The organism is Thioclava sp. ES.031, from assembly GCF_002563775.1.
Lineage (GTDB): Bacteria > Pseudomonadota > Alphaproteobacteria > Rhodobacterales > Rhodobacteraceae > Thioclava.
On sequence record NZ_PDJO01000001.1, the window covers coordinates 1,605,036 to 1,627,277 of the forward strand.

Below are 22,242 nucleotides of genomic sequence, written 5' to 3' on the forward strand. Positions count from 1 at the left end.
TTGGGCGACAAGCTAGGCAACCCGGCCGATACGCTCCAATGCTTTTGCATCCCGCACGCGATACCGTTTTTGCATGATGCCGCATCGGGTCGCGATGCAAAACCCGTATCAAGCCCGGCCCGTCAAAGTATTGGAGCGTATCGCGCCGCCGTCTTAGCCTTGATCCGGAGGCAGCCCGTATCGGTTTCACGAGACCGATGCAGATGAGGGCCGCGACGGAGGACATATGCTGGACAGCACCAAGATCGAGAGCTTGGGCGATGCGCTGTATGACGCGCTGCGCTCGGGCCGACCGACCCAGAAAATCAGCGCGCTCGAACCCGAGAGCGACATCGAGGACGCCTATCGCATCCAGTTGCGGATGCTGGAGCGGCGTCTGGAGGCGGGCGACGCGGTCGTCGGCAAGAAGATCGGCCTGACGAGCCGCGCCATTCAGGACGCGCTCGGCGTCTACCAGCCCGATTTCGGGCAGGTGACGAAGCGGATGCTGTTCGAGGATGGCGCGACGATCGACCTCAGCAAGCTGATGCAGCCGCGCCTCGAGGGCGAGCTGGCCTTCCGCCTGAAGGAAGACCTGATCGGGCCGGGCGTGACCGTCTCGGACGTGATCCGCGCGACCGACTATGTGACGCCCTGTTTCGAGATCGTCGATACCCGGTTCGAGGATTGGCAGATCAAGATTCAGGATACTGTGGCCGATAACGCGTCTTGCGGCGTGTTCGTGCTGGGCGAGGCCAAGGCCGATCCGCGCGATCTGGACCTCAGCCTCGCAGGCATGGTGATCGAGAAGAACGGCGAGGTGGTCGCGACCGGGGCAGGCGCTGCGGTGCAAGGCTCGCCGGTGATGGCGGTCGCGTGGCTGGCCAATACGCTCGGGCGTCTGGGGATCCCGCTGAAAGCCGGAGAGATCATCCTGTCGGGCGCGCAGGCGCCGCTGCTGGCCGTCACGGATGGCGATCATTTCACTTGCGAGATCGCGGGCATCGGCGCGTGCGAGATGCGTTTTGCCGGGAGGGCAATGGTATGAGCCTCGATCAACCGAAGACCGTCGATGAGGAAGCGATCATCCGCATGGCCGAGCGCGTCGAGACCGCGCAGCGCTACGCGGTGCCGATCCGCAAACTGACCGAGGATTATACCGATCTGACCATCGCCGACGCCTATCGCGTCCAGACCGCGCTGCGCCGCAATCTGGAGAAGAAGGGCGAGCGGGTGATCGGCTGGAAAGCGGGCCTGACCTCGAAGCCGAAAATGGCGCAGATGGGGGTCTCGACCCCCGGCGTGGGCTTTCTGACCGACGCGATGGAGCGTCCGGCGAACTCGAAGATCACCGTCAGCGACATGATCCACCCGCGGGTCGAGGCCGAGATCGCTTTTGTGACCAACAAGGAGCTGGCGGGCAAGGTTACGCGCGACGACGTGCTGGCCGCCACCGATTACGTCCAGCCCGCGCTGGAGGTGATCGACAGCCGCTTCACTGGGTTCAAGTTCGATCTGGAATCGGTGCTGGCCGACAATTCCAGCTCGGCGCGCTATGTGCCGGGCGGGCGGATGATCCGGCCCGACGCGCTCGATCTGCGGACCGTGGGCGTCGTGTTGGAGCATAACGGCGAGATCGCCCAGATCGGCGCGGGCGCCGAGGTGCTGGGCCACCCCGCCGAGGCGATCGCGATGCTGGTCGGCGTTCTGGACGATATGGGCGAGGTGCTGCCCGCGGGCAGCTTCGTGATGGCCGGCGCGATCACCGCCGCCGTGGCCGTCAAACCCGGCGATTCCATCACCGCGAGATTTTACGAGATGGGCTCGATCACGGTGACCTTCACCGAGTGATCCCGAGCCAAGGAGGTTCAAGATGAACAAGATCAAATGTGCCCTGATCGGGTCGGGCAATATCGGCACCGATCTGATGTTCAAGCTGCTGCGCTCGGAGGTGCTGGAGCCGGTCTGGATGGTCGGCATCGACCCCGATTCCGACGGCCTCAAGCGCGCCAAGGAGAAGGGGCTGAAGGTCACCCATGAAGGCGTCGACGGGCTGCTGCCCCATGTCGAAGAAGACGGCATCCAGATCGCATTCGACGCGACCTCGGCCTATGTCCATGCCGAAAACTCGCGCAAGCTCAACGAGTTGGGCGTGTTCATGGTCGACCTGACGCCCGCCGCGATCGGTCCCTTATGCGTGCCGCCGGTGAATCTCGGCGATCTGGCGAAGGCCACCCCGATGAACGTCAACATGATCTCCTGCGCGGGTCAGGCGACGATCCCGATCGTCTCGGCCGTGGGCGCGGTGCAGACGGTCGAATATGCCGAGATCATCGCCTCGCTCAGCTCGAAATCCATCGGGCCGGGCACGCGGGCGAACCTCGACGAGTTCACCTTCACCACCTCGAACGCGATCGAGAAGGTGGGCGGCGCGAAGAAGGGCAAGGCGCTTGCGATCATCAACCCCGCCGATCCGCCGATGATCATGCGCAACACGATCTATTGCGAGGTCGAGGGCACGCCCGACCGCGAAGCGATCACCAAATCGGTGAAGGATATGATCGCGCAGGTTCAGCGCTACGTCCCCGGCTACAAGCTGGTGAACGGCCCCGATTTCGACGGCAAACGCGTCGCGGTCTTCATGGAGGTCGCGGGCCTTGGCGACTACCTGCCGACCTATGCGGGCAATCTCGACATCATGACGGCGGCGGCGGCACGCACCGCCGAGATGTTCGCCGAGCGGATCCTCGACGGGTCGATGGAACTCAAGAAACTGGAGCCGGCACAATGACCCATGAAAAAGCGAAATCGGGCATGGAAGGCCGCAAGGTCAAGCTGCACGACATGTCCCTGCGCGACGGGATGCATGCCAAGCGCGAGCAGATCCCGGTCGAGATGATGGTCAAGATCGCCAAGGGTCTCGACGCGGCGGGCGTGCCTTACATGCAGGTCACCCATGGCGCGGGTCTGGGTGGCAACTCGATCCAGCATGGCCGCGCGCTGGCGTCCAACGCGGAATATATCTCGGCGGTTGCTGCGGTGGTGAAACAGGCGACGATTTCGGTGCTGCTGATCCCGGGTCTCGGCACGATGAAAGAGCTCGAAGAGGCCTATCAGTGCGGCGCGCGCTCGGTCCATGTCGCGACCCATTGTACCGAGGCCGACACCTCGCCGCAGCATATCGCCTTCGCGCGCAAGCTCGGGATGGATGCCTCGGGCTTTCTGATGATGTCACATCTGAACTCGGCCGAGGGGCTGACGGAACAGGCGCTCCTGATGGAGAGCTATGGCGCCAACACCGTCTATGTCACGGACTCGGCGGGCGCGATGCTGACCCACGAGGTCACCCATGCGATCTCGATGATGCGTGATGCGCTGAAACCGGAAACGGAGATCGGCTTCCACGGCCACCACAATCTCGGCCTCGGCATCGCCAACTCCATCGCCGCCATCGGTGCGGGGGCTACGCGGATCGACGCCTCGCTGGCGGGGCTGGGCGCAGGTGCGGGCAATGCGCCGATCGAGGTGCTGGCCGCCGTCTGTGACCGGATGGAGATCGAGACCGGCTCCGACACCTTCGCGCTGATGGATCTGGCCGAGGATGTCGTGGTCCCGTTCATGGATCACGTCGTTCGCGCCGACCGCGAAGCGCTGACGCTGGGCTTTGCCGGGGTCTATTCGACCTTCCTGCTGCCCGCGAAACGCGCAGGCGAGCGCTTCGGCATCCCGGCGCGCGACATCCTTGTCGAACTGGGCCGCAAGAAGATGATCGGCGGTCAGGAAGACATGATCCAGGACACGGCGATGACCATGGCGCGCGAGCGCGGCCTGTTGAAGGAGAGCGCCTGACAGATCCTTTCCGCGCGTCGGTCCCAACGGCGCGCGGAAAGCCGGACCGGGTAGGGGAAGAGGAGCCCTGACGCCCGGAGCGACCGGACCAGAGAAACGCGAAGGGAGGAAATCCATGAAACTGAAACGCGCCGCGCTCGCTTTGAGCGCGCTGATGTCGCTTGCCGCACTGCCGGCCCATGCCATCGACGTGGCCCCGGGGGATTACAACATCCTGCCGTCCGGCACGAATATCGGGCTGCTCTATCTGCAGCATCAAAGCGCCGATACGTTCGAGCTTGGTGGGACGAAGGTGCCCGACAGCAAGGCCAAGGTGAACGTGATGGTCCTGCGCGGGCTGCATTATTCCGAAGCCTTCGGGATGCCTGCGCTCTATCAGGCGGTGCTGCCGATCGTGAATTTCGACACTGCGCGCATCGGCGGTGGGGACATGCCGACCAAATCGGGCGTGGGCGATCTGACGCTGGGCTTCTCGGTCTGGCCAGTGCAGCCGTCGAACCCCGAGACCGGGACAACGCTCGGCGTGACCGCCTTCGTGACCGCGCCTACGGGGCGGTATGACGCGGCGAAGGTCAGCGCGGGCTCTGGGACGTGGGCGCTGACGCCGCAGATCGGGTTCATTCAGGGGCTCGGGCAGGGGCTTTATTTCGACGCGATGGCCGATGTGGCGGTCACGATGGACCACACCGAACAAGGCCAGAAGATCGAGCGCAGCCCCGCCACGCAGGTTCAGGCCTATCTGCGCAAGCAATTCGGCCAGAAGACCTCCGTGTCCTTCGGCCTGTCCTCGCAGCGCGGCGGCAAGATCAAGGTGGGCGGCGCCGATACCGGCCAGCGCACCGAGCGCGATCAGCTCCGCCTCTATGCCAATACTTTCGTCACGCCGACCGTCCAGGTGCAGGGGATGCTGGCGAAGGACGTGAACAGCGATGGCGGGTTCCGCAACGACGTGGTCGCGGAGCTGCGTTTCCTGAAGGTCTTCTGATCCTCCCCGGCCGGGCGCGAGCCCTCATTCGTGCCCGGCATTATCCAATACCTTTTGCGATAGTGAGGAGGGTTCCGTTATGACCTATATGGTATCAACGGGAGGAGGCGTGGGAATGGACTTCAAGCGGCTCAAATATTTCCTCGCGGTGGCCGAGGAATTGCATTTCGGACGCGCGGCGAACCGGTTGGATATCGCGCAGCCGCCGCTGTCGCGTCAGATCGCGGCGCTCGAGGCCGAGCTGGAGGTGCAGCTTTTCGACCGTTCGCGCAGCCAGATCCGGCTGACACAGGCGGGCGAGGTGCTGCAGGATCACGCGCGGCAATTGCTCGAACGGCTGGATGCGGCCTATCGCGAGACGAAGATGGTGGGCTCCGGCGCGGGCGGGCGGCTGCGGATCGCCTTTGTCGGATCGGCCTCGCATGGGGTGCTGCCGACGCTGATCAAATCCTACCGATCCTTCTACCCGGAGGTCGAGCTGCAGCTCTCGGCGATGAACAATGCCGAGCTGCACACCGCGCTTGTGAGCCGCGAGATCGACATCGCAGTGGCGCGGCCGATCCTCGATGACGAGGAGTTCCGCCGCGAGCCGCTCTGCACCGAGCCGCTGATCCTCGCGCTGCCCGACAATTCTGATCTCGGCACCCGCGCCGAGATCCATTTCGCCGATCTCGCCGACAAGACCTTCGTGCTCTATCCGCGCAAGCCCCGGCCCAGCTATGCCGATGTCGTGCTTGATATCTGCGCGCGCGAAGGGTTCAAGCCGAAGGCCGTCGATCTCGCGCAGGATTTCCAATCCGCGATCAGCCTTGTGTCAGTGGGCGTGGGGATCGCGGTGGTGCCGCAGTCGGTGTCGCGCACGCAGCGCCCCGGCGTGATCTTCCGGCCCTATAAGGGCTATAATCCGGGGACCGGCCTGACCGTGCATGCGCGGCTCGACAATCGCGCGCCGCAGGTGATGCACTTTCTGGAAGTGACCCGTAAATTTGCGCGTAAACAGTAGGTTGCGGCGCGAAGTTCAAGTGATGCATTAAGTCGGGCGCGGGTCGTCGCGGAAGGTCGTGGCCTGCACGGACGGGCGTTCGGCAAAGCGTGCGTGCCAATTGGCCAACTCCGGACGGCCCTCGCGCCAGCCCTCACCGTCGAAGCGGAAATCGAGATAGCAGAGCGCGACCCCGATGCTCAGATGACCGATATCGAAGGGCCGCTCGGTCAGGCGCGCGGCATGACCTTCCAACCAATCCGCAACCCGGTTCATCTTGGTGCGATAGACGGCGAGCATCTGCTCGGACCGCTGTTCCTCGGGCCGCATCTTCAGCTCCACCAGCCACGGTAGCGCCACATCCAACAGCCCCGTTCCCAGCGCCTCGTCGCGCTCGGCCTCGAGCCGCGCGGCGGGGTCGGCGGGGAAAAGCTGCGGGCCGTCTGCGCTCTCCAGATCGGCCCATTCGCAAACCACATGGCTGTCGAACAGCACGCGGCCGTCTTCGAGCTCCAGCGTCGGGATCTTCGACAGCGGGTTGATCGCCATCAGCCCCTCATGCGGGATCATCGGGTCGGCATGGGTGCGCACGGTCTCGACCTTATCGGCCAGACCTTTCTCATGCAGCGCGACCATCGCTTTGCGGACGTAGGGCGAGCGCGGGGACCAGTGCAGGATCGGCATCGGCTCAGCCTTTCCGCGCGACGGAGGCCAGCACGTCCTCGTTCACCGTGATCCCGAGGCCGGGGCCGGTCGGGCAATGAACGTGGAAATCGGCGAAGCGGATTTCGCCGCCGGTGAGGTCCGTTTTCAGGATCTTCGGGCCGAAATGCTCGCAGCCCCATTCGAGCCGGGGCAGGGTCGAGAATACGGCCAGATGCGCCGCGGCGCCGATGCCGCTCTCGATCAGGCAGCCGCCATAAAGCTCCATCCCGCAGGCCTGCGCGATCCCGGCGGCGCGCTTGATCTCGTTCAACCCGCCCGATTTCACCAGTTTCAGCGAATAGACCGAACCGGCCGCAGCGATGCCGTTGGCGACAATATCGGGGCCGGTGAAAGCGGCCTCGTCCACCATGATCGGGATCGCGGCGCGCGCGGCGACACGCGCGGTGGCCGCAATCAGGCCGGGACGCAGCGGCTGTTCGATCAGCGACACGCCCATCTCGGCCAGCTGCGGCAGGTAGCGGATCGCGACCGCCTCGGTCCAGCCCTGATTGACGTCGACGATGATCTCGGTGGCTTTGCCCTCCAGCGCCGAGACGATCTTGCGCAGGCGGATCATGTCCTGATCAGGCGTGTTGAAGCCCAGCTTGATCTTGAAGCGGCGATGCTCGCGCGCGTCGAACTTGCGGTTGGCTTCCTCGATCTCCTGATCGGCATCGCCCGAGGCGAGCGCCCAGATCACCTCGATCTTGTCGCGCACCGCGCCCCCCATCAGGACCGAGACCGACAGATCGAGCGAGTGCCCGGCTGCATCGTAAAGCGCGGCATCCACCGCGGCGCGCGCGGCGTTGTTACGGCTCGCGGCCTTGGCCATCTTGGCGGCATTCAGCTCGAACTCGAGCGCATTGGCCCCAGCCAGAGCCGGGGCGAGATAGGTGTCGATATTGGCCTTCATCGCCTCGACGCTTTCCTCGGCCCAGCGGGGACCGCCCAGCGTCGATGCCTCGCCCCAGCCGACCGATCCGTCGGCCAGTTCGGCGCGCACGATCACATAGGACTGGAAGTTGATTTCCGTGTTGGACAGCTTGTGGCGCCGGGTCGTCGGGCAATCGACGATCATCGTCTCGATCTTCGCGATCTGGCGACCCGCATGGGCGTCGGCGCCCTGAAAATGATCTGCGAGTTTCGCAACGCCGGGCGTAGTCATCGGCTCTGTCCTTCGAAATATGTCATTGGTCTTCAAGGTAAATCCGGCGCCGCGCTTGCGGCGCCGGGAACTCTTTACGCCACTTGGATCATTCCGCGGCCATCGCCTGAGCCTGATTGCCCAGCGTGAAGTCGAAGCGCAGAACCAGATCGGTTTCCGAACCTTCGGGCGCCTTCTCGAACTTGCCGATCAGGTCCTCTTTCACGGCGAAGACCGAGTCATTGTCGAGATAATCGCTATCGGCGTCGTAGATCTGCGAGATCAGCGGGCGGTAGCCCTCGCGCGTGACCATCATGTGGATATGGCCCGGGCGCATGCAGTGGTGGCCCATGTAGCGGATCAGTTCGCCCGCGGTCTCGTCGCCGGGGATCGGGTAGGGCACGGGGCGGATCGCGACGAAGGCGTAATGCCCGTTCTCGTCGCTCTCAAAACGGCCGCGCAGGTTATATTCGGGCTGATCGGGATCGTGGTTCTCGTAAAGACCGTTCGGCGCGTCTTCCCACACGTCGATGATCGCGCCGGGGATCGGGTTGCCCTTGTTGTCGCGGATATAGCCCTCGACATAGACGGTTTCCTGACCCTCGAAGTTCTTCTGAATGGTCGAGGCGCCTTTCGGCATCACCGGAGCGTTCTCGCGGAAGAACGGCCCGAGCACGGTCGAAACGGTCTCGTCGCCCGAGATCGGGTTCGAGAGCATGTCGACGAGCACTTCGACGCCGAGGATGTCGCCCAGCAGGATGAATTCCTGACGCTTGTCCGAGCACAGCGCACCGGCGCGGCCCAGATAGTCGCAGGCATAGAGAAATTCGTCATGGGTCAGGTTCACGTCTTTGCAGAACCCGTGCAGATGCTTGATCAGGCTTTCCATGATCTCTCGCTGGCGCGGCTCGAGCGTGGCGTGCTGGCCCAGCGAGTCGATGACCACATCGGTCACATTATCCACGGTTACGTTGCGCATAAGTCTCCTCCTCGGATGCGGTGGGCGGCCCTCCTCCGGGCGGCGCCTTCAATTCGATAAGGGGAGATTTGCATGGCGCACGCGGCTTGGGCCAGACGGGTGCGCGGTATCCTGTAATACCTCAAAGGTTCAGTTTGGGCGAAGTTCATACCCCAGGCGTTCGGAAATCGTCCGCGCGGCGCCCAGGGCGATATTGCGGAAGGCGCGCGGCTGGACCTCGTGGCGCGAGCGGGGGACCGAGATGACCAGCACCGCGACGGGCTGGGCGATGTGGTCGCGGATCAGCGCCGAGACGCAGATTACATCCGCCTCGTCCTTCGGCGCGCCTGCGTTGAACCCGTCGCGTGCGAGCGCGTCGAGCTCCGCGCGCAGGCGTGCGCGATCCTCCAGCCGCGAGCCGGGCCGGGTGTGCCGGTCGAGATATTCCTCAAGCTGGGCCGGGGAAAATTGCGCCAGATGCAGCATCCCCGGCGGGCTGTCATGCAGCGCGATCCACGACCCCAGCGCCTCGCGCGAGACCCGCAGCGCCTGCGTGCCCTCCAGCGCGTCGAGCACCAGAAGCCGCCCGTGATCGTGCAAGGTCAGGTGCAGCGTCTCGCCATAGTCGCGCCAGAGCGCCGCCAACACGGGCCGCGCGGCCTCCGTCAGCGCGGAACTATCCTCCAGCGCGCGGTTCAGCGTCGCGACCAGCGGACCCAGCCGATAGCGTCCCCGCTCGACCTTTCGCAGCAATCCGATTCGGGCCAGACCGTTCACGAGGTCATGCGTGCCGCTCACGGAATTGCCGATCGCGCGCGACAGATCCGTGACCGAATGCTCCGGCTGCGCGGCGGTGAACTGGCGCAAAAGCTCCCCGACCTTGCGTAATGTCTTCATCTGGACCCTCCCGCGGTGATTTCGGGTCTCAGAATTCCGGTATTGCCGGAAAAAGTCGCGGTATTTGTCGATACCTTTCGGTATCAGCCCGGCTCCGGCACCGTGATGGGGACAGGTCGGACATGTCTTTCGTTCATCCGACCTGATGGAGGAGGAACCATGAAAGACCAAGTGAAAGACGCCCAAAGCGGCGTCACGACCCCCTATACCGGTGACGAATATCTCGCGAGCCTGCAGGACGCCCGTGAGGTCTATGTCCATGGCGAGCGCGTCAAGGATGTGACCAAGCACCCGGCATTTCGCAACTCGTCGCGCATGGTGGCGCGCTGGTATGACAAGCTGCATGCCGAGAAGGACACGATCGGGCGGCCCACCGATACCGGCTCGGGCGGATGGACGCACCCGTTCTTCAAGGGCGCGAAGACGAAAGAAGACCTGATAGCGGGCCGCGACGCCATCGCCGCCACGCAGCGCGTGGCAAACGGCTGGATGGGCCGTGCCCCGGATTACAAGGCGGCCTTCCTAGGCACGCTGGGCGCGAATTCCGGCTATTATGGAGAATACGAGCAGAACGCGAAGAACTGGTATGCCAAGTCGCAGGAGCGTCTCGATTACTGGAACCACGCGATCATCAACCCGCCGATCGACCGTCACCTGCCGGCTGAGGAGACCGGCGACGTGTTCATGCAGGTCGAGAAGGAAACCGATGCGGGCATCGTGGTGTCCGGCGCGAAAGTGGTCGCGACCGGCTCGGCGCTGACGCATTACAATTTCATCGGCTATTACGGCGTGCCGATCAAAGACAAGAAGTTCGCACTGACCTTCACCGCGCCGATGGACAGCCCCGGCGTGAAGCTGATCTCGCGCGCGTCCTACGAGTTGAACGCCGCCGTCATGGGCACGCCCTTCGACTACCCGCTGTCCTCGCGCCTCGATGAGAACGACGCGATCCTCGTCTTCGACAAGGTGCTCGTGCCGTGGGAGAACCTGTTCCTCTATGGCGATATCGAGAAGGTGAACGGCTTCTTCCCGGCCTCCGGCTTCGCGCCGCGCTTCACGCTGCATGGCTGCACCCGTCTGGCGGTGAAGCTCGACTTCATCGCGGGCCTGTTCTCCAAGGCACTCGACGCGACCGGGGCAGGCGGCTTCCGCGGTCCGCAAACGGCGGTGGGCGAGGTGATCGGCTGGCGTAACCTGTTCTGGGGCCTCAGCGACGCAATGGTGATGAACCCCGACGACTGGGCCGGAACCGATGGCTATCTCGCGCCGAAATCGTCCTCGGCGATGGCTTACCGCGTCTTCGCGCCGATGGCCTATAGCCGGATCAAAGAGCTGATCGAGCGCCACGTCGCCTCGGGTCTGATCTACCTGCCGTCCTCGACGCTCGATTTCCAATCGGAAGACGTGCGCCCCTATCTCGACCGCTTCGTGCGCGGCTCGAACGGGATGGTCGCGGTCGACCGGGTGAAATTGCTGAAGCTTCTCTGGGACGCGATCGGCTCGGAATTCGGCGGTCGTCACGAGCTCTACGAGAGCAACTATGCGGGCAATTACGAAGCGATCCGCATGGAGACCATGTTCACCGCTCAGGCCACGGGCGAGTTGGATATGATGCGCGGCCTCGTCGACAATTTCATGAGCGAATACGACCTCGACGGCTGGGTGTCGAAGGATCTCGTGAACCCCTGGGACGTGAACCGCCTCAAGGGCGGGTTCCAGGCCTGAGACGAAAGGGCTGCGCGGGATCCTCGCGCGGCCCACGACCCCGGGGAAGGAGGAGCCCCATGAGTTTGGATTTCACAGGGATGAAGACGCAGGTGCTGCGCGACGATCAGATCGCGCTGCCCGCGAGCGTCCTGACCATCGGCGCTTTCGACGGCGTCCATCGTGGCCATCAGGCGCTGATCTCGCGCGCCGTGGCCGAGGCGCGGGCGGCAGGGGTCGCGTCGGTCGTCTGGACCTTCGATCCGCCGCCGAAAGTGTTCTTCGGGCGCGCCAAGCAACTGTCGCCGGTGTCGGAGAAACTCGCCCGGATCGCGCGGCTCGGGCCGGACTACATCGTGCTGGCGTCGTTTTGCAAAAGCTACGCGGCGCGCAGCCCGCAGGCGTTTCTGGACGATCTGGCGCGGATCAACCCGGCCCGCATCCATGTCGGCGCGGATTTCCGCTTCGGCGCGAAACAGGCGGGCTGCGTGACCACACTGGCCGAGCGCTTCGACGTGACGCTGGCGCCTGCGGTGCTGTGCGAAGGCGGCGAGGTGATCTCGTCCACGCGCATCCGGGGCCTGCGCGCCGAAGGCCGGTCGCGCGAGGCCATGGCCCTGCAGGGCTCGACCGATGCCGCCGCGCTGATGTCCGGCGCGCTTCTGACACTGGATATGAGATTTGGGGAGGAATTCGATGTCCGGAATTGATCCGCGCGATCTGCGCGACGCTTGCGGCAGTTTCGCAACCGGCGTGACGGTGATTTCGACGCGCACCGAGGAGGGCGATCACGGAATGACGGCCAACGCCTTCATGTCGGTCTCGCTCGATCCGCCGCTGATCACCATCTCGCTCGATCACAATTGCAAGCTGCGCGAGAAGGTGCGCGCCTCGGGGCGCTACGCGGTCTCGGTGCTCAATCACGAGATGGAAGGGCTGGCGATGCATTTCGCGGGCCGCCACGATCCGGCGCATAACGACCCCTTCATCGAGCGCGCCGGGATGCCCGTTGTGCCGGGGGCTGCGTGCGTTTTCGTGACCGAGGTCGCGCAGGAGGTGGAGGCGGGCGATCACACGCTTTTCATCGGCAAGGTCGTCGCGATCGAGCGCGATCTGGAGGCCCGGCCGCTTCTGTTCTGCGGTGGCAAGTTCGGCGCGCTGGCGAGTTGAGAAGCGCGCTATTGCGCGAAGATGTCGCGCCAGCGTTCGAGGAAACGCGCGGCTTTCATCGTGTCGGTCGCGACCAGTAGCGGCGGGCCAAGCGCGATGAGGCGTTGCAGCGCCAGCGTCTCGTCGCTGTCGCTGCCGCCACCGTCGCGCGTGATCGGGTCGATCAGCTTGGTCTCCGCCAGCGCCCGCTTGCCGGCGGGCGAGAGCAGGAAATCCAGCAGTTTCGCGGCGGTCGGGTTGGGCTCGCGCCCCGGCAGATAGGCTGCGCGCGACAGAACCAGCGTGTAATCGGCGGGCGCGATGATGCCCAGATCGGGATTGTCGCGCGCCGCCTGCGCCGCATAGGAGCCGAGGATATTATAGGCGATCAGGTAGCGCCCGCCCGCGACGCCGTCGATGATCTCGGCCGAGCAGCAGGTGGCGACCGCGCCGGAGCGCGCAAAGGCCTCCATCAGCGCGCCGAAGGTGCTGGCCTCCTGACTGTCGAGAAAGGCGAAGAGGAAGCCCAGCCCGGAATCCGCGATATCATAGGTCGCGACCTTGCCCCTGTAGGGCGATTGCGCGGGGCGCAGCAGGTCGACCAGATCGAAGCGCGTGCGCGGCACGTCCTCGGGCGGGACCAGCGCGCGGTTGTAGATCATCACCGCAGGCTCGCGCGAGATGCCCCAGACCTGATCGCGCCAGCGCAGCTCCTTCGGCAGCGCCGTGGTCTCGGGCGAGACCCAAGTGGCCGCGCAATTGTCGTTCACCAGCTTCACCACATGCTGCACGCCCGAGCTGATCACCAGATCGGCACCGGGTTTGCCGGACGCGCAATCGGCTTCGGAAATCTCGTAGAGATCGTTCGAGCCCCATTGCTCGAACCGGATCGCGAGGCCGGGCTGGGTGTCCAGAAACGCCTCGACGGCGGGGGCGAGGATGCCGACATCGGTCGTGGTGCGCAGGGTGATCTCGCGCGCGGGCTGATCGGGGCCGAAGGTGCGCACGGCCTCGGGCTCTGCGGCCGCGAGGGCGGCGCTCAGGCCGAGCCAGAGCGTCAGGGACAGGAGCGCGCGGATCATGTGGTCTCCTCGGCCTGGGGCAGGGTGATCGCGATGGTGAAGCCTGCCGCATCGCTCTCCATCTCGAGCGTGCCGCCATAGGTCTCCGCCACCGATTGCGCGATGGCGAGGCCCAGCCCGCTCGACGCACCGCGCCGCCGCGTGTCCGAATGCCCCGGCGCGAACCGCTCGCCCAGACGCGCGCGCAGCTCGGGCGTGGGGCCGGGGCCTGCGTCGCGCACCCAGAGCCGGGCGCGCCCGTCGCGCAGCTCCGCGCCGATGGTGACCGGGGCCTCGCCATGTGCCAGCGCATTGCCCAGCAGGTTCTTCGCGGCCTCCGACAGCGAAAGCTCATCGGCCAGCACGGGTACCTCCGCCTCGGCGATCTCCAGCTGGATTTCGCTCCCCGGCGCGAGGGTCGCGTGATCGCCTTCCTCGAAGATATCCAAGGCGATGTTGCGCAGATCGACCCGCGCGCGTCGCGCACTGTCGGCGCGGTGGATCACAAGCGCACGCGACAGCATCTGATCGAGCAGGCGGCTCAACCGGACCGTGCCGGAATGCATCTTCGCGACGATCTGCGCGCGCTGCGCCGGGTCGTCCTCTTCGGCGGCAAGGTCGGATTGCGCACGCAGGGCCGCGACGGGGGTGCGCAGCTGATGCGCAGTGTCCGAGATCAGGCTTTTCATCGTGGCGAATTGCCGGTCCAGCCGCCCCATGAACCCGTTCGTCGCCTGCACCAGCACATCGACCTCGCGCGGCACGGCGGCGCGGATCGGGGTCAGATCCTGCGGATCGCGTTCCGAGATGCGATGGGCCAGCCGCTCCAGCGGGCGCAGCGCGCTATGCACGATGATGATCGCGAAGGCGAGCATGGCGATGCCGCCGACCGCCAGCCCGCCAAGCGCATTGCGGGTGATGCTGAGCGCAAGCTGGGTGCGCGCCCGCAGGGTCTGGCCGACGATCACCTCTACCGTGCCGGAGAACTGTCGTTCCGCGAAACGGCGTGTGACCCGGATGTAGCGCGCGGGCTCTCCCTTGAAGCGCGCATCGTACAGCTCGGAATCCTGTGCGGTCGTGCCGGGGCGGGGCAGGTCTTCGTAGCCCGTGAGCACCGCGCCTTTCGGGCCGCTGACCTGATAGGCGATGCGGTCATCGGGGGCGAGGGCCAAGAGCTCGAAGGCCGAGACCGGCAGATCGACGACCGGCGCGCCGTCGCGGATCGAGATCGAGGCGGCGATGTCATTGGCCGCGCCCACCAATAGCCGGTCAAAGGCGTCGCGCGCCGCCGCGCGCCCATAGGCGAAGGCGGCCAGTGCGAGGATCAGCCCGCCGACGATCATCAGACCCGACAGCCCGGTGACAAGCCGCGCGGTCAGCGAGCGCGTGGCGGAAATGCCGATCTCGCGGGAGCGCACGCCGTCAGACATCGCCATCGCGCGCCGCCAGACGGTAGCCGCGTCCGCGCAGGGTCTCGATCTCGACCCCGCTGCCCGCGATCTTCTTGCGCAGCCGCGCGATATAAAGCTCGATCGCATTGTCGCCCGGCACCGCGTCGTCGAAAGCGTAGAGCCCCTCGTGCAGCCGGTCCTTCGACATCACTTGCCCCGCATTGCGCATCAGCAGGCCCAGCAGCGCGAATTCGCGGCCCGTCAGCTTCAGCGGCTGATCCCCGACCGAGGCGCTGCCCGCCGTCGCGTTATAGCGCAGATGGCCAAGCTCCAGATCGGCGGAGCGATCCGCCGTCTGCCGCCGCCCGATCGCATGAAGTCTTGCCTCCAACTCCCGGTGATCAAAGGGTTTTACAAGATAATCGTCCGCCCCGAGCTGGAAGGCGGAAATCTTGTCGTCGACCGAGAATTGCGCGGTCAACATCAGCACCGGCATCATCGCGGCCTGCGCGCGCATCTCGCGCAAAAGGTCGGTGCCGGTGCCATCGGGCAGGTTGATGTCGAGGATCACCGCGTCATAGGCCTGCACCGCCAGAAAGTCGCGCGCTTCCTCGACGGTGGCGGCGAGATCGCAGGCCATGCCCGAGCGCGCAAGCCTGCGCTGCGTGGCCTCGGCCAGCTCCTCGGCATCTTCGACAAGCAAGAGCCGCATCCGTCCTCCCTATTCCGGCTCTGAGCCTGTGACAGGTTCGTGACAGGTTCAAGCGGTAAAACCCGTCCCATAGCCCGCTGCGGGAGGCAACGGGCGGACAGTGGAGGACATATCATGGCTTTTAAACTCATGCGCGCGGCGATTGCTGCAGCGGCACTTACCGTTGCGACCGGCGCCTCGGCGCAGGAATGCATCGCGCCCGCGAACCCCGGCGGCGGCTGGGACTTCACCTGCCGTCAGGTCGGCAAATCCATGCAGGATCTGGGTCTGATCGACTCGACCATGCAGGTCGTGAACCTCGCCGGTGGCGGCGGCGGCGTGGCCTTCGCCGAAGTGGTGAACAAGCGCAATGACGACGACAACCTGATCGTCGCGGCTTCTTCGGCCACCGCGACCCGTCTGGCCCAAGGCGCCTATCCGGGCAACTCGATGGATCAGGTCCGCTGGGTCGGCTCGATCGGCGCGGATTACGGCGTGATCGCCGTGGCAGCCGACAGCGACATCCAGACGCTTCCCGAACTGCTCGACAAGATCAAGGCCGACCCGACCAGCGTCTCGGTCGCGGGTGGCTCGGCCGTGGGCGGCTGGGATCACCTCAAGGTTCTGATCGCGGCCGACGCCTATGGCATCGACGATGTGCGTCAGGTCAAATACATCGCCTTCGACGGTGGCGGCGAAGCGGTGACCCAGCTTCTGGCGGGCTCCGTGCAGGCCTTCACCGGCGATCTGTCGGAAGCCAAGGGCTTCGTCGACTCGGGCGATATCCGTGTGATCGCGGTGCTCGCGCCCGAGCGGCTGGAGGGTGAATTCTCGAAATTCCCGACCGCGAAAGAGCAGGGCATCGATGCGATCGGCGCCAACTGGCGCGGCTTCTACGCGCCGGGCGGCATGTCGGACGAGGCTTATCAGGCGTGGGTCGACAAGGTTGGCCAGCTCTACGCCTCCGACGAGTGGAAGCAGGTGATGGCGGCCAACGGTCTGGCCCCGCTCAATCTGCAGGGCGCTGAATTCGAGAGCTTCGTGCAGAACTCGGTCCAGCAGATCCAGGACATCTCGCGCCAGATCGGCATCATCAAGTAAGCGAGACAACCCATGCGCGCGGCGGGCTTTCGAGCGCCGCCGCGCCTTCATACCAAGGGAGGGGATCATGAGTGATCGCATCTTCGGCGCCGTCGGCCTGTGCCTCGCGCTGTTCTACGGCTGGGCGACGCTGCAAATCCAAGAAAGTTTCCTGTCGGATGCGGTGGGGCCCAAAACCTTCCCGCTGGTGATCGCGGTGATCCTCGGGCTGGCCTCGCTCGTGATCTTACTGCGCCCCGATCCCGACCCGGTCTGGCCAAGCCTCGCCCGGCTCGCCGAAATCCTCGCCGCCGTTGTGGTGATGATCCTCTATGCCGAGTTCCTGCCCGTCGTGGGCTTCCTGATCGCGACCGCTTTTGCCAGCGCCTACCTGACCTGGCGGCTGGGGACAGGGCCGCTGCAATCCGTCGTCGTCGGCGTCGCCACCTCGATCGGTATCTACGTAATTTTCAAGCTGGTGCTGGGCCTCTCGCTCGCCAGCGGCCCCTTCGGTTTCTGAGGTGATATGATGGACACCTTAATGTCACTCGCAGACGGTTTTCACACCGCTCTGACCTTCGAGAACCTGCTGCTCGCCCTGCTGGGCACGTTCCTTGGCACCATGATGGGCGCGCTGCCCGGCCTCGGGCCGTCCAATGGCGTCGCGATCCTGATCCCGCTGGCCTTCACGCTGGGGCTGGGCGCCACGCCGTCGCTGATCCTGCTGACGAGCGTTTATTACGGGGCGATGTATGGCGGGCGGATCAGTTCGATCCTGCTGAACATTCCGGGCGACGAGCCCGCGATGATGACCTGTCTCGACGGCTATCCGATGGCCAAGAAAGGCCTTGCGGGCGAGGCGCTGTCGCTGTCGGGCATCGCGAGCTTCGTGGGCGCCTTCTTTGCGACCTGGGGGCTGATCCTGCTGGCGCCGCAGCTGGTGAAATTCGCGCTGCTGTTCGGACCGGCGGAATATTTCGCCCTCTTCGCACTGGCCTTTGCCACGCTGGGCGGGGTCTCCTCGACCAATCAGGCGAAATCGGCTTTCGCCGCGATGCTGGGCCTCGGTCTGTCGGTGATCGGGGTGGACACCCAGACCGGCGTGCCGCGTCTGACCTTCGGCGAGGTCCACCTCTATGACGGGCTCGATTTCCTCGTCGCCATCGTCGGCCTCTTCGCGCTGTCGGAAGTGTTCATCTTCCTCGAACACCGTCACGGCTCGGCCACCGGCGCGGGCCACAAGGTCTCGGTCGGGCGCATCACGCCGCCGTGGAAGATGGTGAAAGAGACGACGCCGTCGATGCTGCGTTCCTCCTTCCTCGGCTTCGTCGCGGGCGTGCTGCCGGGGGCAGGGGCGTCGCTGGGCTCTTTCATCTCCTACTCGATGGAGAAGAAGCTGGTGGACCGCAAGAACACCTTCGGCACGGGCGATCCGCGCGGTGTCGCGGCGCCCGAGGCGGGCAATAACGCCGCGGCAGGCGGTGCGCTTGTGCCGATGCTGGCGCTTGGCGTGCCGGGCTCGGGCACCACGGCGGTGCTGCTGGCGGTGCTTTTGTCGCTCAACATCACGCCCGGCCCCTTGCTGTTCCAGAACAACCCCGATGTGGTCTGGGGCCTGATCGCGGCGCTCTTCATCGCCAACTTCATGCTGCTCGCGATGAATATCCCGATGGTGGGCATCTTCACCCGCGTGCTGATGATCCCGCCGCGCATCCTGATGCCGATCGTCGCGATGGTCTCCTTCGTGGGGATCTATGGCATCTCCGGCTCCAGCTTCGATCTGCTGGTGATGATCGGCTTCGGCGTGATGGGCTGGGTGCTGCGCAAGCTCGACGTGCCGCTGGTGCCGATCATCCTCGGCACGCTCCTGGGCAACACGATGGAGAACAACCTGCGCCGGGCCGTGACGATCTCGAACGGCGATTACTGGACGCTGGTCGGCAGCCCGCTTGCGATCGGGCTGTGGGCGGTGGCGATCATCGGCTTCATTCTGCCGCTGTTCCTGAGCCGCTTCGTGAAGGCGCGGATGCATGAGCGCCGCGATGACGAGGGGGCGATCTCGGACTGAGACCGCACCCCCAAACGCAGGCCCCGCTCCTCCCAAGCGGGGCCTGCGCCGGATCGAAGGCAGGGGCGGCGGTGGTCAATCCGCCGCCCCTTTCTCACCTCCGAGCCTTATTGCGTGGTCCAGCCGCCATCGACGGGGATCGAGGTGCCGGTCACGTTGTGCGCGATCGGCGCACAGAGCCACAGCGCGAGCGCCCCGATCTCGGAGGGATCGGACATGCGCCGGGTGGGCTGCTTTTCCGCCAGAAGATCCGCGATCCCCGCCGCCCGGTCGCCACCATGCGCCGCTGCGCGTTCCGCGATCTGGGGGCCGAGAATGTCGGTCTCGGTCCAGCCCGGACAGATGCAGTTCACCGTCACGCCGCCCGCCTCGCGCGTGCCCGCCTGCGCATATTCCAGTGCGGCGACCCGGCTCATGCCCACCAGACCGAATTTCGAGGCGACATAGGGCGCCTTGTTGGCCGAGGCCACGAGCCCATGCACTGAGGCGATGTTCACGACGCGGCCATAACCGCGCTCGGCCATGCCCGGCATCGCGCGGCGCATCGTGTGGAACGCGCCCGACAGGTTCACCGCGAGAATGGCGTTCCAGATCTCGGGCGTGGCCTCGGCGAGGCTGACCGTGCGCTGGATGCCTGCATTGTTCACGAGGATATCCGCGCCGCCCCACGCCTCGACCGCATCCATCATCGCGTCGATCTGTGCCGGATCAGCCATATCGGCGTCGAAGAACTTCACCTCGGGCGCGCCCGCGGCCTCCAGCACCGCTGTCGCCTCGGCGACCTGCGCCTCATCGGCCAAACCGTGCAATGCAATGCGCGCGCCCGCCTCGGCCAGCGATTTCGCGATCGCAAGCCCGATGCCTTGCACCGAACCCGTTACCAGAGCCGTCTTTCCATCCAGTCGCGACATTAGTCCTCCTCCGTCACTTTCTTGCGCAGCTCGGTCTTGAGGACCTTGCCGTAATTGTTCTTGGGAAGCTGCGTCACCACGCGATACGCCTTGGGGCGCTTGAACCGCGCGATCTGCTCGCAGCAATGTTGATCGAGGGCGGCGGGGTCGATCTCGGTCTCCGGCGCGGGCGTGACGAAGGCCACGACGCTCTCGCCCCATTCCGGATCGGGCTTTCCGACCACCGCGACCTCGTGGACCGAAGGGTGCAAGAGCAGCGCCTCCTCGACCTCGCGGGGGTAGATATTCGTGCCGCCCGAGATGATCACGTCCTTCGAGCGGTCCTGCAGCGTGACGAAGCCGTCCGCATCCATCGTGCCCAGATCGCCGGTCCAGAGCCAGCCGTCGCGGAGCGCCTTCGCGCTTGCCTCGGGGTTCTGCCAATAGCCGCCCATGACGGCTGCCCCGCGCACCAGAATCTCGCCGGTCTCGCCCGCGGGCAGGGCGCGGCCCTCGCTGTCGGCGATGCGCACCGCGACCGGGCTCTGCGCCTGACCGACCGAGGCCAGACGCTCACGCCAGCGTGGATGGCTGCGGTCGGCGACCAGCTCGCGCGACAGGGCGGTGATCGTCATCGGGCTCTCGCCCTGGCCGTAAATCTGGACGAAGCGCGGCCCCATCACTTCGACCGCGTCGATGATATCGGCGACATACATCGGCCCGCCGCCATAGACGATCGTCTTGATGCCCTCGCCGGTCTGGCCCGTGGCGCGGGCGCGGTCCACCAGACGGCGGATCATCGTGGGGGCGGCGAACATCGAGACATGTTGCAGCTTCGGCGCGAGATCGAGGATTTCGTCCGCCTCGAACCCGCCCGAGTGCGGCACCACATGGCGCGCCCCGCGCATCACATGGACGAAATTGTAAAGCCCCGCGCCATGCGACATCGGCGCGGCGTAGAGGATCGCGTCCTGCGGTTCCACGCTGTCGACATCCGAGAAATAGCCCAGACACATCGCCTGCACATTGGCCGAGGTGATGCACACGCCCTTGGGCCGCCCGGTCGTGCCGGAGGTGTAGAACAGCCAGACCGTCTCGGTCTCAATGATCTCGACCGGGGCGGGCATCGGATCATGGCGCAGAAGATCGGCATAGGCCGGGCCTTTCAGGTCCACGGTCTCGACGCCCAGATCGATCCCCGGGTCGCCGGTGAAGGCCAGCTTCGCCTCGGAAGCCTCAACGATCCATGCGGCCTCGCGCGGGTGCAGCTTGCCGTTGATCGGCACCGCCACCGCGCCTGCGAACCAGATACCATAGATCGCCTCTAGATATTCGGGGCAGTTCTTGGCGAACAGCGCCACGCGGTCGCCCGGAGCGATCCCTTTCGTGACCAGCGCCGCCCCGATCCGGGCGGCGCGGTCGGCGAATTGCGCATAGGTCGCACGCAGCTCTTCGCCCTGCAGTAGCGCAGGGGCGTCCGGCGTGCGGACCGAGCTGCGGATCAGCCACTCCGCCGGGTTCATGCCGCGCGCTCCGCTTCGAGGATGGAGCAGTAATTCGCGACGCCCGAGCCGCCCATGTTGAAGACGCAGCCCAGTTCCGCGCCGGGCAGTTGCATCTCGCCCGCCTGACCGGTGAGCTGCATCGCGGCCAGCACATGCATCGACACGCCGGTCGCGCCCACGGGATGGCCCTTGGCCTTCAACCCGCCCGAGACATTCACCGGCAGACGCCCGTCGCGCAGCACCAGACCGTCGTCGATGGCCCGCGCGCCCGCGCCTTGCGGCGCAAGCCCCATCGCCTCGTAGACGAGCAGTTCCGCGATGGTGAAACAGTCATGGACCTCGGCGAAGGAGAGATCGTCGACCCCCACGCCCGCCGAAGCATAGGCGCGGCGGAAGGCCTCTGCCGGGCCTTCGAAGGCCAGCAGATCGCGGCGCGACATCGGCAGGTAGTCACTGACCTGCTCGGCGGCGCGGAACGCGATGGAATTGGCGAAATCGCCCGCGCGGTCATCGGCGACCATGACCAGCGCCGCCGCCCCGTCGGAAATCAGCGAGCAATCGGTCATCCGCAGGGGCGGGGCGATCATCGGGTTCTTGTCGCTGACCGTGTTACAGAATTCGAACCCCACATCCTTGCGCATCTGCGCCAGCGGATTGGCCAGCGCATTGTGGTGGTTTTTCGCGGCGATCCGGGCCAGCGCGGCCGAGCGGTCGCCATGCGCCTGATAATAGGCCTGCGCAAACCGTGCGAAAATCTGCGGGAAGGAAACGCCCGCTTCCTCCATCTGGTAAGACGCCCCGGCCAGCGCCTCGGTGACGCCGGCGGTGTCCTTCGCGGTCATCTTCTCGGCCCCGATCACCAGCGCGGCCTTCACCCGGCTCGAGCGGATCGCATCGCGCGCGGCATAGATCGCAGCCGAGCCCGACGCGCAGGCATTCTCCACGCGGGTCGCAGGCGTGAAGCGCATCCTGTCGTCGATCCCCAGCGCCAGCGAGCTTGCGAACCCGTCCGGCACCAGCCCGGCGTTGAAATGGCCCAGCCAGATGCCGTCGATCTCTGCCGGGTCGATCCCTGCGTGCTCCAGCGCGCCGCCGCCCGCTTCGAGAACCAGGTCCTCGAGCGTGCGCCCCTCCAGCTTGCCGAATTTCGTATGGCCCCAGCCGACGATCTTCGCGTCCATGCGGGTCTCCTCCCAATGATCCT

22 protein-coding genes are annotated in these 22,242 nt (G+C 65.6%); 12 read left to right on the forward strand and 10 right to left on the reverse strand.

Annotated elements, in window-relative coordinates; genetic code table 11:
- Positions 1–226: 226 nt before the first annotated feature.
- The 6 genes from AXZ77_RS07785 to AXZ77_RS07810 all read left to right on the forward strand — a co-directional run bounded on the left by AXZ77_RS07785 (position 227) and on the right by AXZ77_RS07810 (position 5,816).
- Positions 227–1,027, forward strand: a complete 801-nt coding sequence (locus AXZ77_RS07785) for a fumarylacetoacetate hydrolase family protein (protein ID WP_303741009.1) — start codon at positions 227–229, stop codon at positions 1,025–1,027.
- Positions 1,024–1,830, forward strand: a complete 807-nt coding sequence (gene dmpH / locus AXZ77_RS07790) for a 2-oxo-3-hexenedioate decarboxylase (protein ID WP_098410702.1) — start codon at positions 1,024–1,026, stop codon at positions 1,828–1,830. Before AXZ77_RS07785 ends, dmpH begins: the two co-directional genes overlap by 4 nt.
- Before the next feature lie 22 nt (positions 1,831–1,852).
- Positions 1,853–2,770 carry an acetaldehyde dehydrogenase (acetylating) gene (locus AXZ77_RS07795; protein ID WP_098410703.1) on the forward strand — a complete coding sequence of 306 codons (918 nt, stop codon included), beginning with the start codon at positions 1,853–1,855 and terminating at the stop codon, positions 2,768–2,770.
- Positions 2,767–3,828, forward strand: coding sequence for a 4-hydroxy-2-oxovalerate aldolase (gene dmpG, locus AXZ77_RS07800; RefSeq protein ID WP_098410704.1), 1,062 nt, complete (start codon positions 2,767–2,769; stop codon positions 3,826–3,828). Before AXZ77_RS07795 ends, dmpG begins: the two co-directional genes overlap by 4 nt.
- A gap of 115 nt (positions 3,829–3,943) precedes the next feature.
- Complete coding sequence (locus AXZ77_RS07805) at positions 3,944–4,813, forward strand: transporter (RefSeq protein ID WP_098410705.1); 870 nt, start codon at positions 3,944–3,946, stop codon at positions 4,811–4,813.
- A gap of 115 nt (positions 4,814–4,928) precedes the next feature.
- Positions 4,929–5,816, forward strand: coding sequence for a LysR family transcriptional regulator (locus tag AXZ77_RS07810; protein WP_078519240.1), 888 nt, complete (start codon positions 4,929–4,931; stop codon positions 5,814–5,816).
- A 27-nt stretch (positions 5,817–5,843) separates the two neighbouring features.
- On the opposite strand, the gene AXZ77_RS07815 is transcribed toward AXZ77_RS07810, so the two are convergent.
- The 4 genes from AXZ77_RS07815 to AXZ77_RS19305 all read right to left on the reverse strand — a co-directional run bounded on the left by AXZ77_RS07815 (position 5,844) and on the right by AXZ77_RS19305 (position 9,499).
- Positions 5,844–6,479 (reverse strand): glutathione S-transferase family protein, encoded by a 636-nt coding sequence (locus AXZ77_RS07815; protein ID WP_098410706.1) that lies wholly within the window; start codon positions 6,477–6,479, stop codon positions 5,844–5,846.
- A gap of 4 nt (positions 6,480–6,483) precedes the next feature.
- A complete protein-coding gene (locus tag AXZ77_RS07820; RefSeq protein WP_098410707.1) occupies positions 6,484–7,665 on the reverse strand; it encodes a muconate/chloromuconate family cycloisomerase in 1,182 nt (393 codons plus the stop codon).
- Positions 7,666–7,753: 88 nt separating this feature from the next.
- Positions 7,754–8,623: a dioxygenase gene (locus tag AXZ77_RS07825; RefSeq protein WP_098410708.1), complete on the reverse strand. Its 870-nt coding sequence runs from the start codon at positions 8,621–8,623 to the stop codon at positions 7,754–7,756.
- A gap of 129 nt (positions 8,624–8,752) precedes the next feature.
- Positions 8,753–9,499, reverse strand: coding sequence for an IclR family transcriptional regulator (locus AXZ77_RS19305; RefSeq protein ID WP_176535986.1), 747 nt, complete (start codon positions 9,497–9,499; stop codon positions 8,753–8,755).
- Between the two features lie 159 nt (positions 9,500–9,658).
- On the opposite strand from AXZ77_RS19305, the gene AXZ77_RS07840 reads away from it, so the two are divergent.
- The 3 genes from AXZ77_RS07840 to AXZ77_RS07850 are packed head-to-tail and all read left to right on the forward strand — an operon-like array spanning position 9,659 to position 12,373.
- Positions 9,659–11,224, forward strand: a complete 1,566-nt coding sequence (locus AXZ77_RS07840) for a 4-hydroxyphenylacetate 3-hydroxylase N-terminal domain-containing protein (protein WP_098410709.1) — start codon at positions 9,659–9,661, stop codon at positions 11,222–11,224.
- A gap of 59 nt (positions 11,225–11,283) precedes the next feature.
- A complete protein-coding gene (locus AXZ77_RS07845) occupies positions 11,284–11,913 on the forward strand; it encodes an FAD synthetase family protein (RefSeq protein WP_098410710.1) in 630 nt (209 codons plus the stop codon).
- Complete coding sequence (locus tag AXZ77_RS07850; protein WP_098410711.1) at positions 11,900–12,373, forward strand: flavin reductase family protein; 474 nt, start codon at positions 11,900–11,902, stop codon at positions 12,371–12,373. The genes AXZ77_RS07845 and AXZ77_RS07850 overlap by 14 nt, the downstream gene beginning before the upstream one ends.
- A gap of 8 nt (positions 12,374–12,381) precedes the next feature.
- Here AXZ77_RS07850 and AXZ77_RS07855 read toward each other — a convergent pair whose 3' ends face one another.
- Genes AXZ77_RS07855 through AXZ77_RS07865 form a run of 3 tightly spaced genes read right to left on the reverse strand, consistent with a single transcriptional unit; the run spans position 12,382 to position 15,516 of the window.
- Positions 12,382–13,434, reverse strand: coding sequence for an ABC transporter substrate-binding protein (locus AXZ77_RS07855; protein WP_098410712.1), 1,053 nt, complete (start codon positions 13,432–13,434; stop codon positions 12,382–12,384).
- Positions 13,431–14,849, reverse strand: coding sequence for a sensor histidine kinase (locus AXZ77_RS07860; protein ID WP_098410713.1), 1,419 nt, complete (start codon positions 14,847–14,849; stop codon positions 13,431–13,433). Before AXZ77_RS07860 ends, AXZ77_RS07855 begins: the two co-directional genes overlap by 4 nt.
- A complete protein-coding gene (locus AXZ77_RS07865; protein ID WP_098410714.1) occupies positions 14,836–15,516 on the reverse strand; it encodes a response regulator transcription factor in 681 nt (226 codons plus the stop codon). The genes AXZ77_RS07860 and AXZ77_RS07865 overlap by 14 nt, the downstream gene beginning before the upstream one ends.
- 114 nt (positions 15,517–15,630) lie before the next feature.
- On the opposite strand from AXZ77_RS07865, the gene AXZ77_RS07870 reads away from it, so the two are divergent.
- From AXZ77_RS07870 to AXZ77_RS07880, 3 genes are all read left to right on the forward strand, one after another.
- Complete coding sequence (locus AXZ77_RS07870; RefSeq protein WP_218000477.1) at positions 15,631–16,596, forward strand: tripartite tricarboxylate transporter substrate binding protein; 966 nt, start codon at positions 15,631–15,633, stop codon at positions 16,594–16,596.
- A 67-nt stretch (positions 16,597–16,663) separates the two neighbouring features.
- The gene (locus AXZ77_RS07875; protein ID WP_078599173.1) at positions 16,664–17,095 is read left to right on the forward strand and encodes a tripartite tricarboxylate transporter TctB family protein; all 432 of its coding nucleotides are present in this window, start codon (positions 16,664–16,666) and stop codon (positions 17,093–17,095) included.
- A 9-nt stretch (positions 17,096–17,104) separates the two neighbouring features.
- Entirely contained in the window at positions 17,105–18,643 is a 1,539-nt protein-coding gene (locus AXZ77_RS07880) for a tripartite tricarboxylate transporter permease (RefSeq protein ID WP_098412475.1), read from the forward strand.
- Positions 18,644–18,750: 107 nt separating this feature from the next.
- Here the strand turns inward: AXZ77_RS07880 and AXZ77_RS07885 are convergent, their stop codons facing one another.
- The 3 genes from AXZ77_RS07885 to AXZ77_RS07895 are packed head-to-tail and all read right to left on the reverse strand — an operon-like array spanning position 18,751 to position 22,219.
- Positions 18,751–19,554 carry a 3-hydroxybutyrate dehydrogenase gene (locus tag AXZ77_RS07885; protein WP_098410716.1) on the reverse strand — a complete coding sequence of 268 codons (804 nt, stop codon included), beginning with the start codon at positions 19,552–19,554 and terminating at the stop codon, positions 18,751–18,753.
- The gene (locus AXZ77_RS07890; protein WP_098410717.1) at positions 19,554–21,056 is read right to left on the reverse strand and encodes a class I adenylate-forming enzyme family protein; all 1,503 of its coding nucleotides are present in this window, start codon (positions 21,054–21,056) and stop codon (positions 19,554–19,556) included. Before AXZ77_RS07890 ends, AXZ77_RS07885 begins: the two co-directional genes overlap by 1 nt.
- Positions 21,053–22,219 (reverse strand): acetyl-CoA acetyltransferase, encoded by a 1,167-nt coding sequence (locus AXZ77_RS07895; protein ID WP_098410718.1) that lies wholly within the window; start codon positions 22,217–22,219, stop codon positions 21,053–21,055. The genes AXZ77_RS07890 and AXZ77_RS07895 overlap by 4 nt, the downstream gene beginning before the upstream one ends.
- Between the last annotated feature and the right edge of the window lie 23 nt (positions 22,220–22,242).

What these genes read in the sequence shown, in the direction of transcription:
- AXZ77_RS07785 (WP_303741009.1), top strand. Translation starts at nt 227, where the DNA reads ATGCTGGACAGCACCAAGATCGAGAGCTTGGGCGATGCGCTGTATGAC.
- dmpH (WP_098410702.1), top strand. Translation starts at nt 1,024, where the DNA reads ATGAGCCTCGATCAACCGAAGACCGTCGATGAGGAAGCGATCATCCGC.
- AXZ77_RS07795 (WP_098410703.1), top strand. Translation starts at nt 1,853, where the DNA reads ATGAACAAGATCAAATGTGCCCTGATCGGGTCGGGCAATATCGGCACC.
- dmpG (WP_098410704.1), top strand. Translation starts at nt 2,767, where the DNA reads ATGACCCATGAAAAAGCGAAATCGGGCATGGAAGGCCGCAAGGTCAAG.
- AXZ77_RS07805 (WP_098410705.1), top strand. Translation starts at nt 3,944, where the DNA reads ATGAAACTGAAACGCGCCGCGCTCGCTTTGAGCGCGCTGATGTCGCTT.
- AXZ77_RS07810 (WP_078519240.1), top strand. Translation starts at nt 4,929, where the DNA reads ATGGACTTCAAGCGGCTCAAATATTTCCTCGCGGTGGCCGAGGAATTG.
- AXZ77_RS07815 (WP_098410706.1), bottom strand. Translation starts at nt 6,479, where the DNA reads ATGCCGATCCTGCACTGGTCCCCGCGCTCGCCCTACGTCCGCAAAGCG.
- AXZ77_RS07820 (WP_098410707.1), bottom strand. Translation starts at nt 7,665, where the DNA reads ATGACTACGCCCGGCGTTGCGAAACTCGCAGATCATTTTCAGGGCGCC.
- AXZ77_RS07825 (WP_098410708.1), bottom strand. Translation starts at nt 8,623, where the DNA reads ATGCGCAACGTAACCGTGGATAATGTGACCGATGTGGTCATCGACTCG.
- AXZ77_RS19305 (WP_176535986.1), bottom strand. Translation starts at nt 9,499, where the DNA reads ATGAAGACATTACGCAAGGTCGGGGAGCTTTTGCGCCAGTTCACCGCC.
- AXZ77_RS07840 (WP_098410709.1), top strand. Translation starts at nt 9,659, where the DNA reads ATGAAAGACCAAGTGAAAGACGCCCAAAGCGGCGTCACGACCCCCTAT.
- AXZ77_RS07845 (WP_098410710.1), top strand. Translation starts at nt 11,284, where the DNA reads ATGAGTTTGGATTTCACAGGGATGAAGACGCAGGTGCTGCGCGACGAT.
- AXZ77_RS07850 (WP_098410711.1), top strand. Translation starts at nt 11,900, where the DNA reads ATGTCCGGAATTGATCCGCGCGATCTGCGCGACGCTTGCGGCAGTTTC.
- AXZ77_RS07855 (WP_098410712.1), bottom strand. Translation starts at nt 13,434, where the DNA reads ATGATCCGCGCGCTCCTGTCCCTGACGCTCTGGCTCGGCCTGAGCGCC.
- AXZ77_RS07860 (WP_098410713.1), bottom strand. Translation starts at nt 14,849, where the DNA reads ATGGCGATGTCTGACGGCGTGCGCTCCCGCGAGATCGGCATTTCCGCC.
- AXZ77_RS07865 (WP_098410714.1), bottom strand. Translation starts at nt 15,516, where the DNA reads ATGCGGCTCTTGCTTGTCGAAGATGCCGAGGAGCTGGCCGAGGCCACG.
- AXZ77_RS07870 (WP_218000477.1), top strand. Translation starts at nt 15,631, where the DNA reads ATGGCTTTTAAACTCATGCGCGCGGCGATTGCTGCAGCGGCACTTACC.
- AXZ77_RS07875 (WP_078599173.1), top strand. Translation starts at nt 16,664, where the DNA reads ATGAGTGATCGCATCTTCGGCGCCGTCGGCCTGTGCCTCGCGCTGTTC.
- AXZ77_RS07880 (WP_098412475.1), top strand. Translation starts at nt 17,105, where the DNA reads ATGGACACCTTAATGTCACTCGCAGACGGTTTTCACACCGCTCTGACC.
- AXZ77_RS07885 (WP_098410716.1), bottom strand. Translation starts at nt 19,554, where the DNA reads ATGTCGCGACTGGATGGAAAGACGGCTCTGGTAACGGGTTCGGTGCAA.
- AXZ77_RS07890 (WP_098410717.1), bottom strand. Translation starts at nt 21,056, where the DNA reads ATGAACCCGGCGGAGTGGCTGATCCGCAGCTCGGTCCGCACGCCGGAC.
- AXZ77_RS07895 (WP_098410718.1), bottom strand. Translation starts at nt 22,219, where the DNA reads ATGGACGCGAAGATCGTCGGCTGGGGCCATACGAAATTCGGCAAGCTG.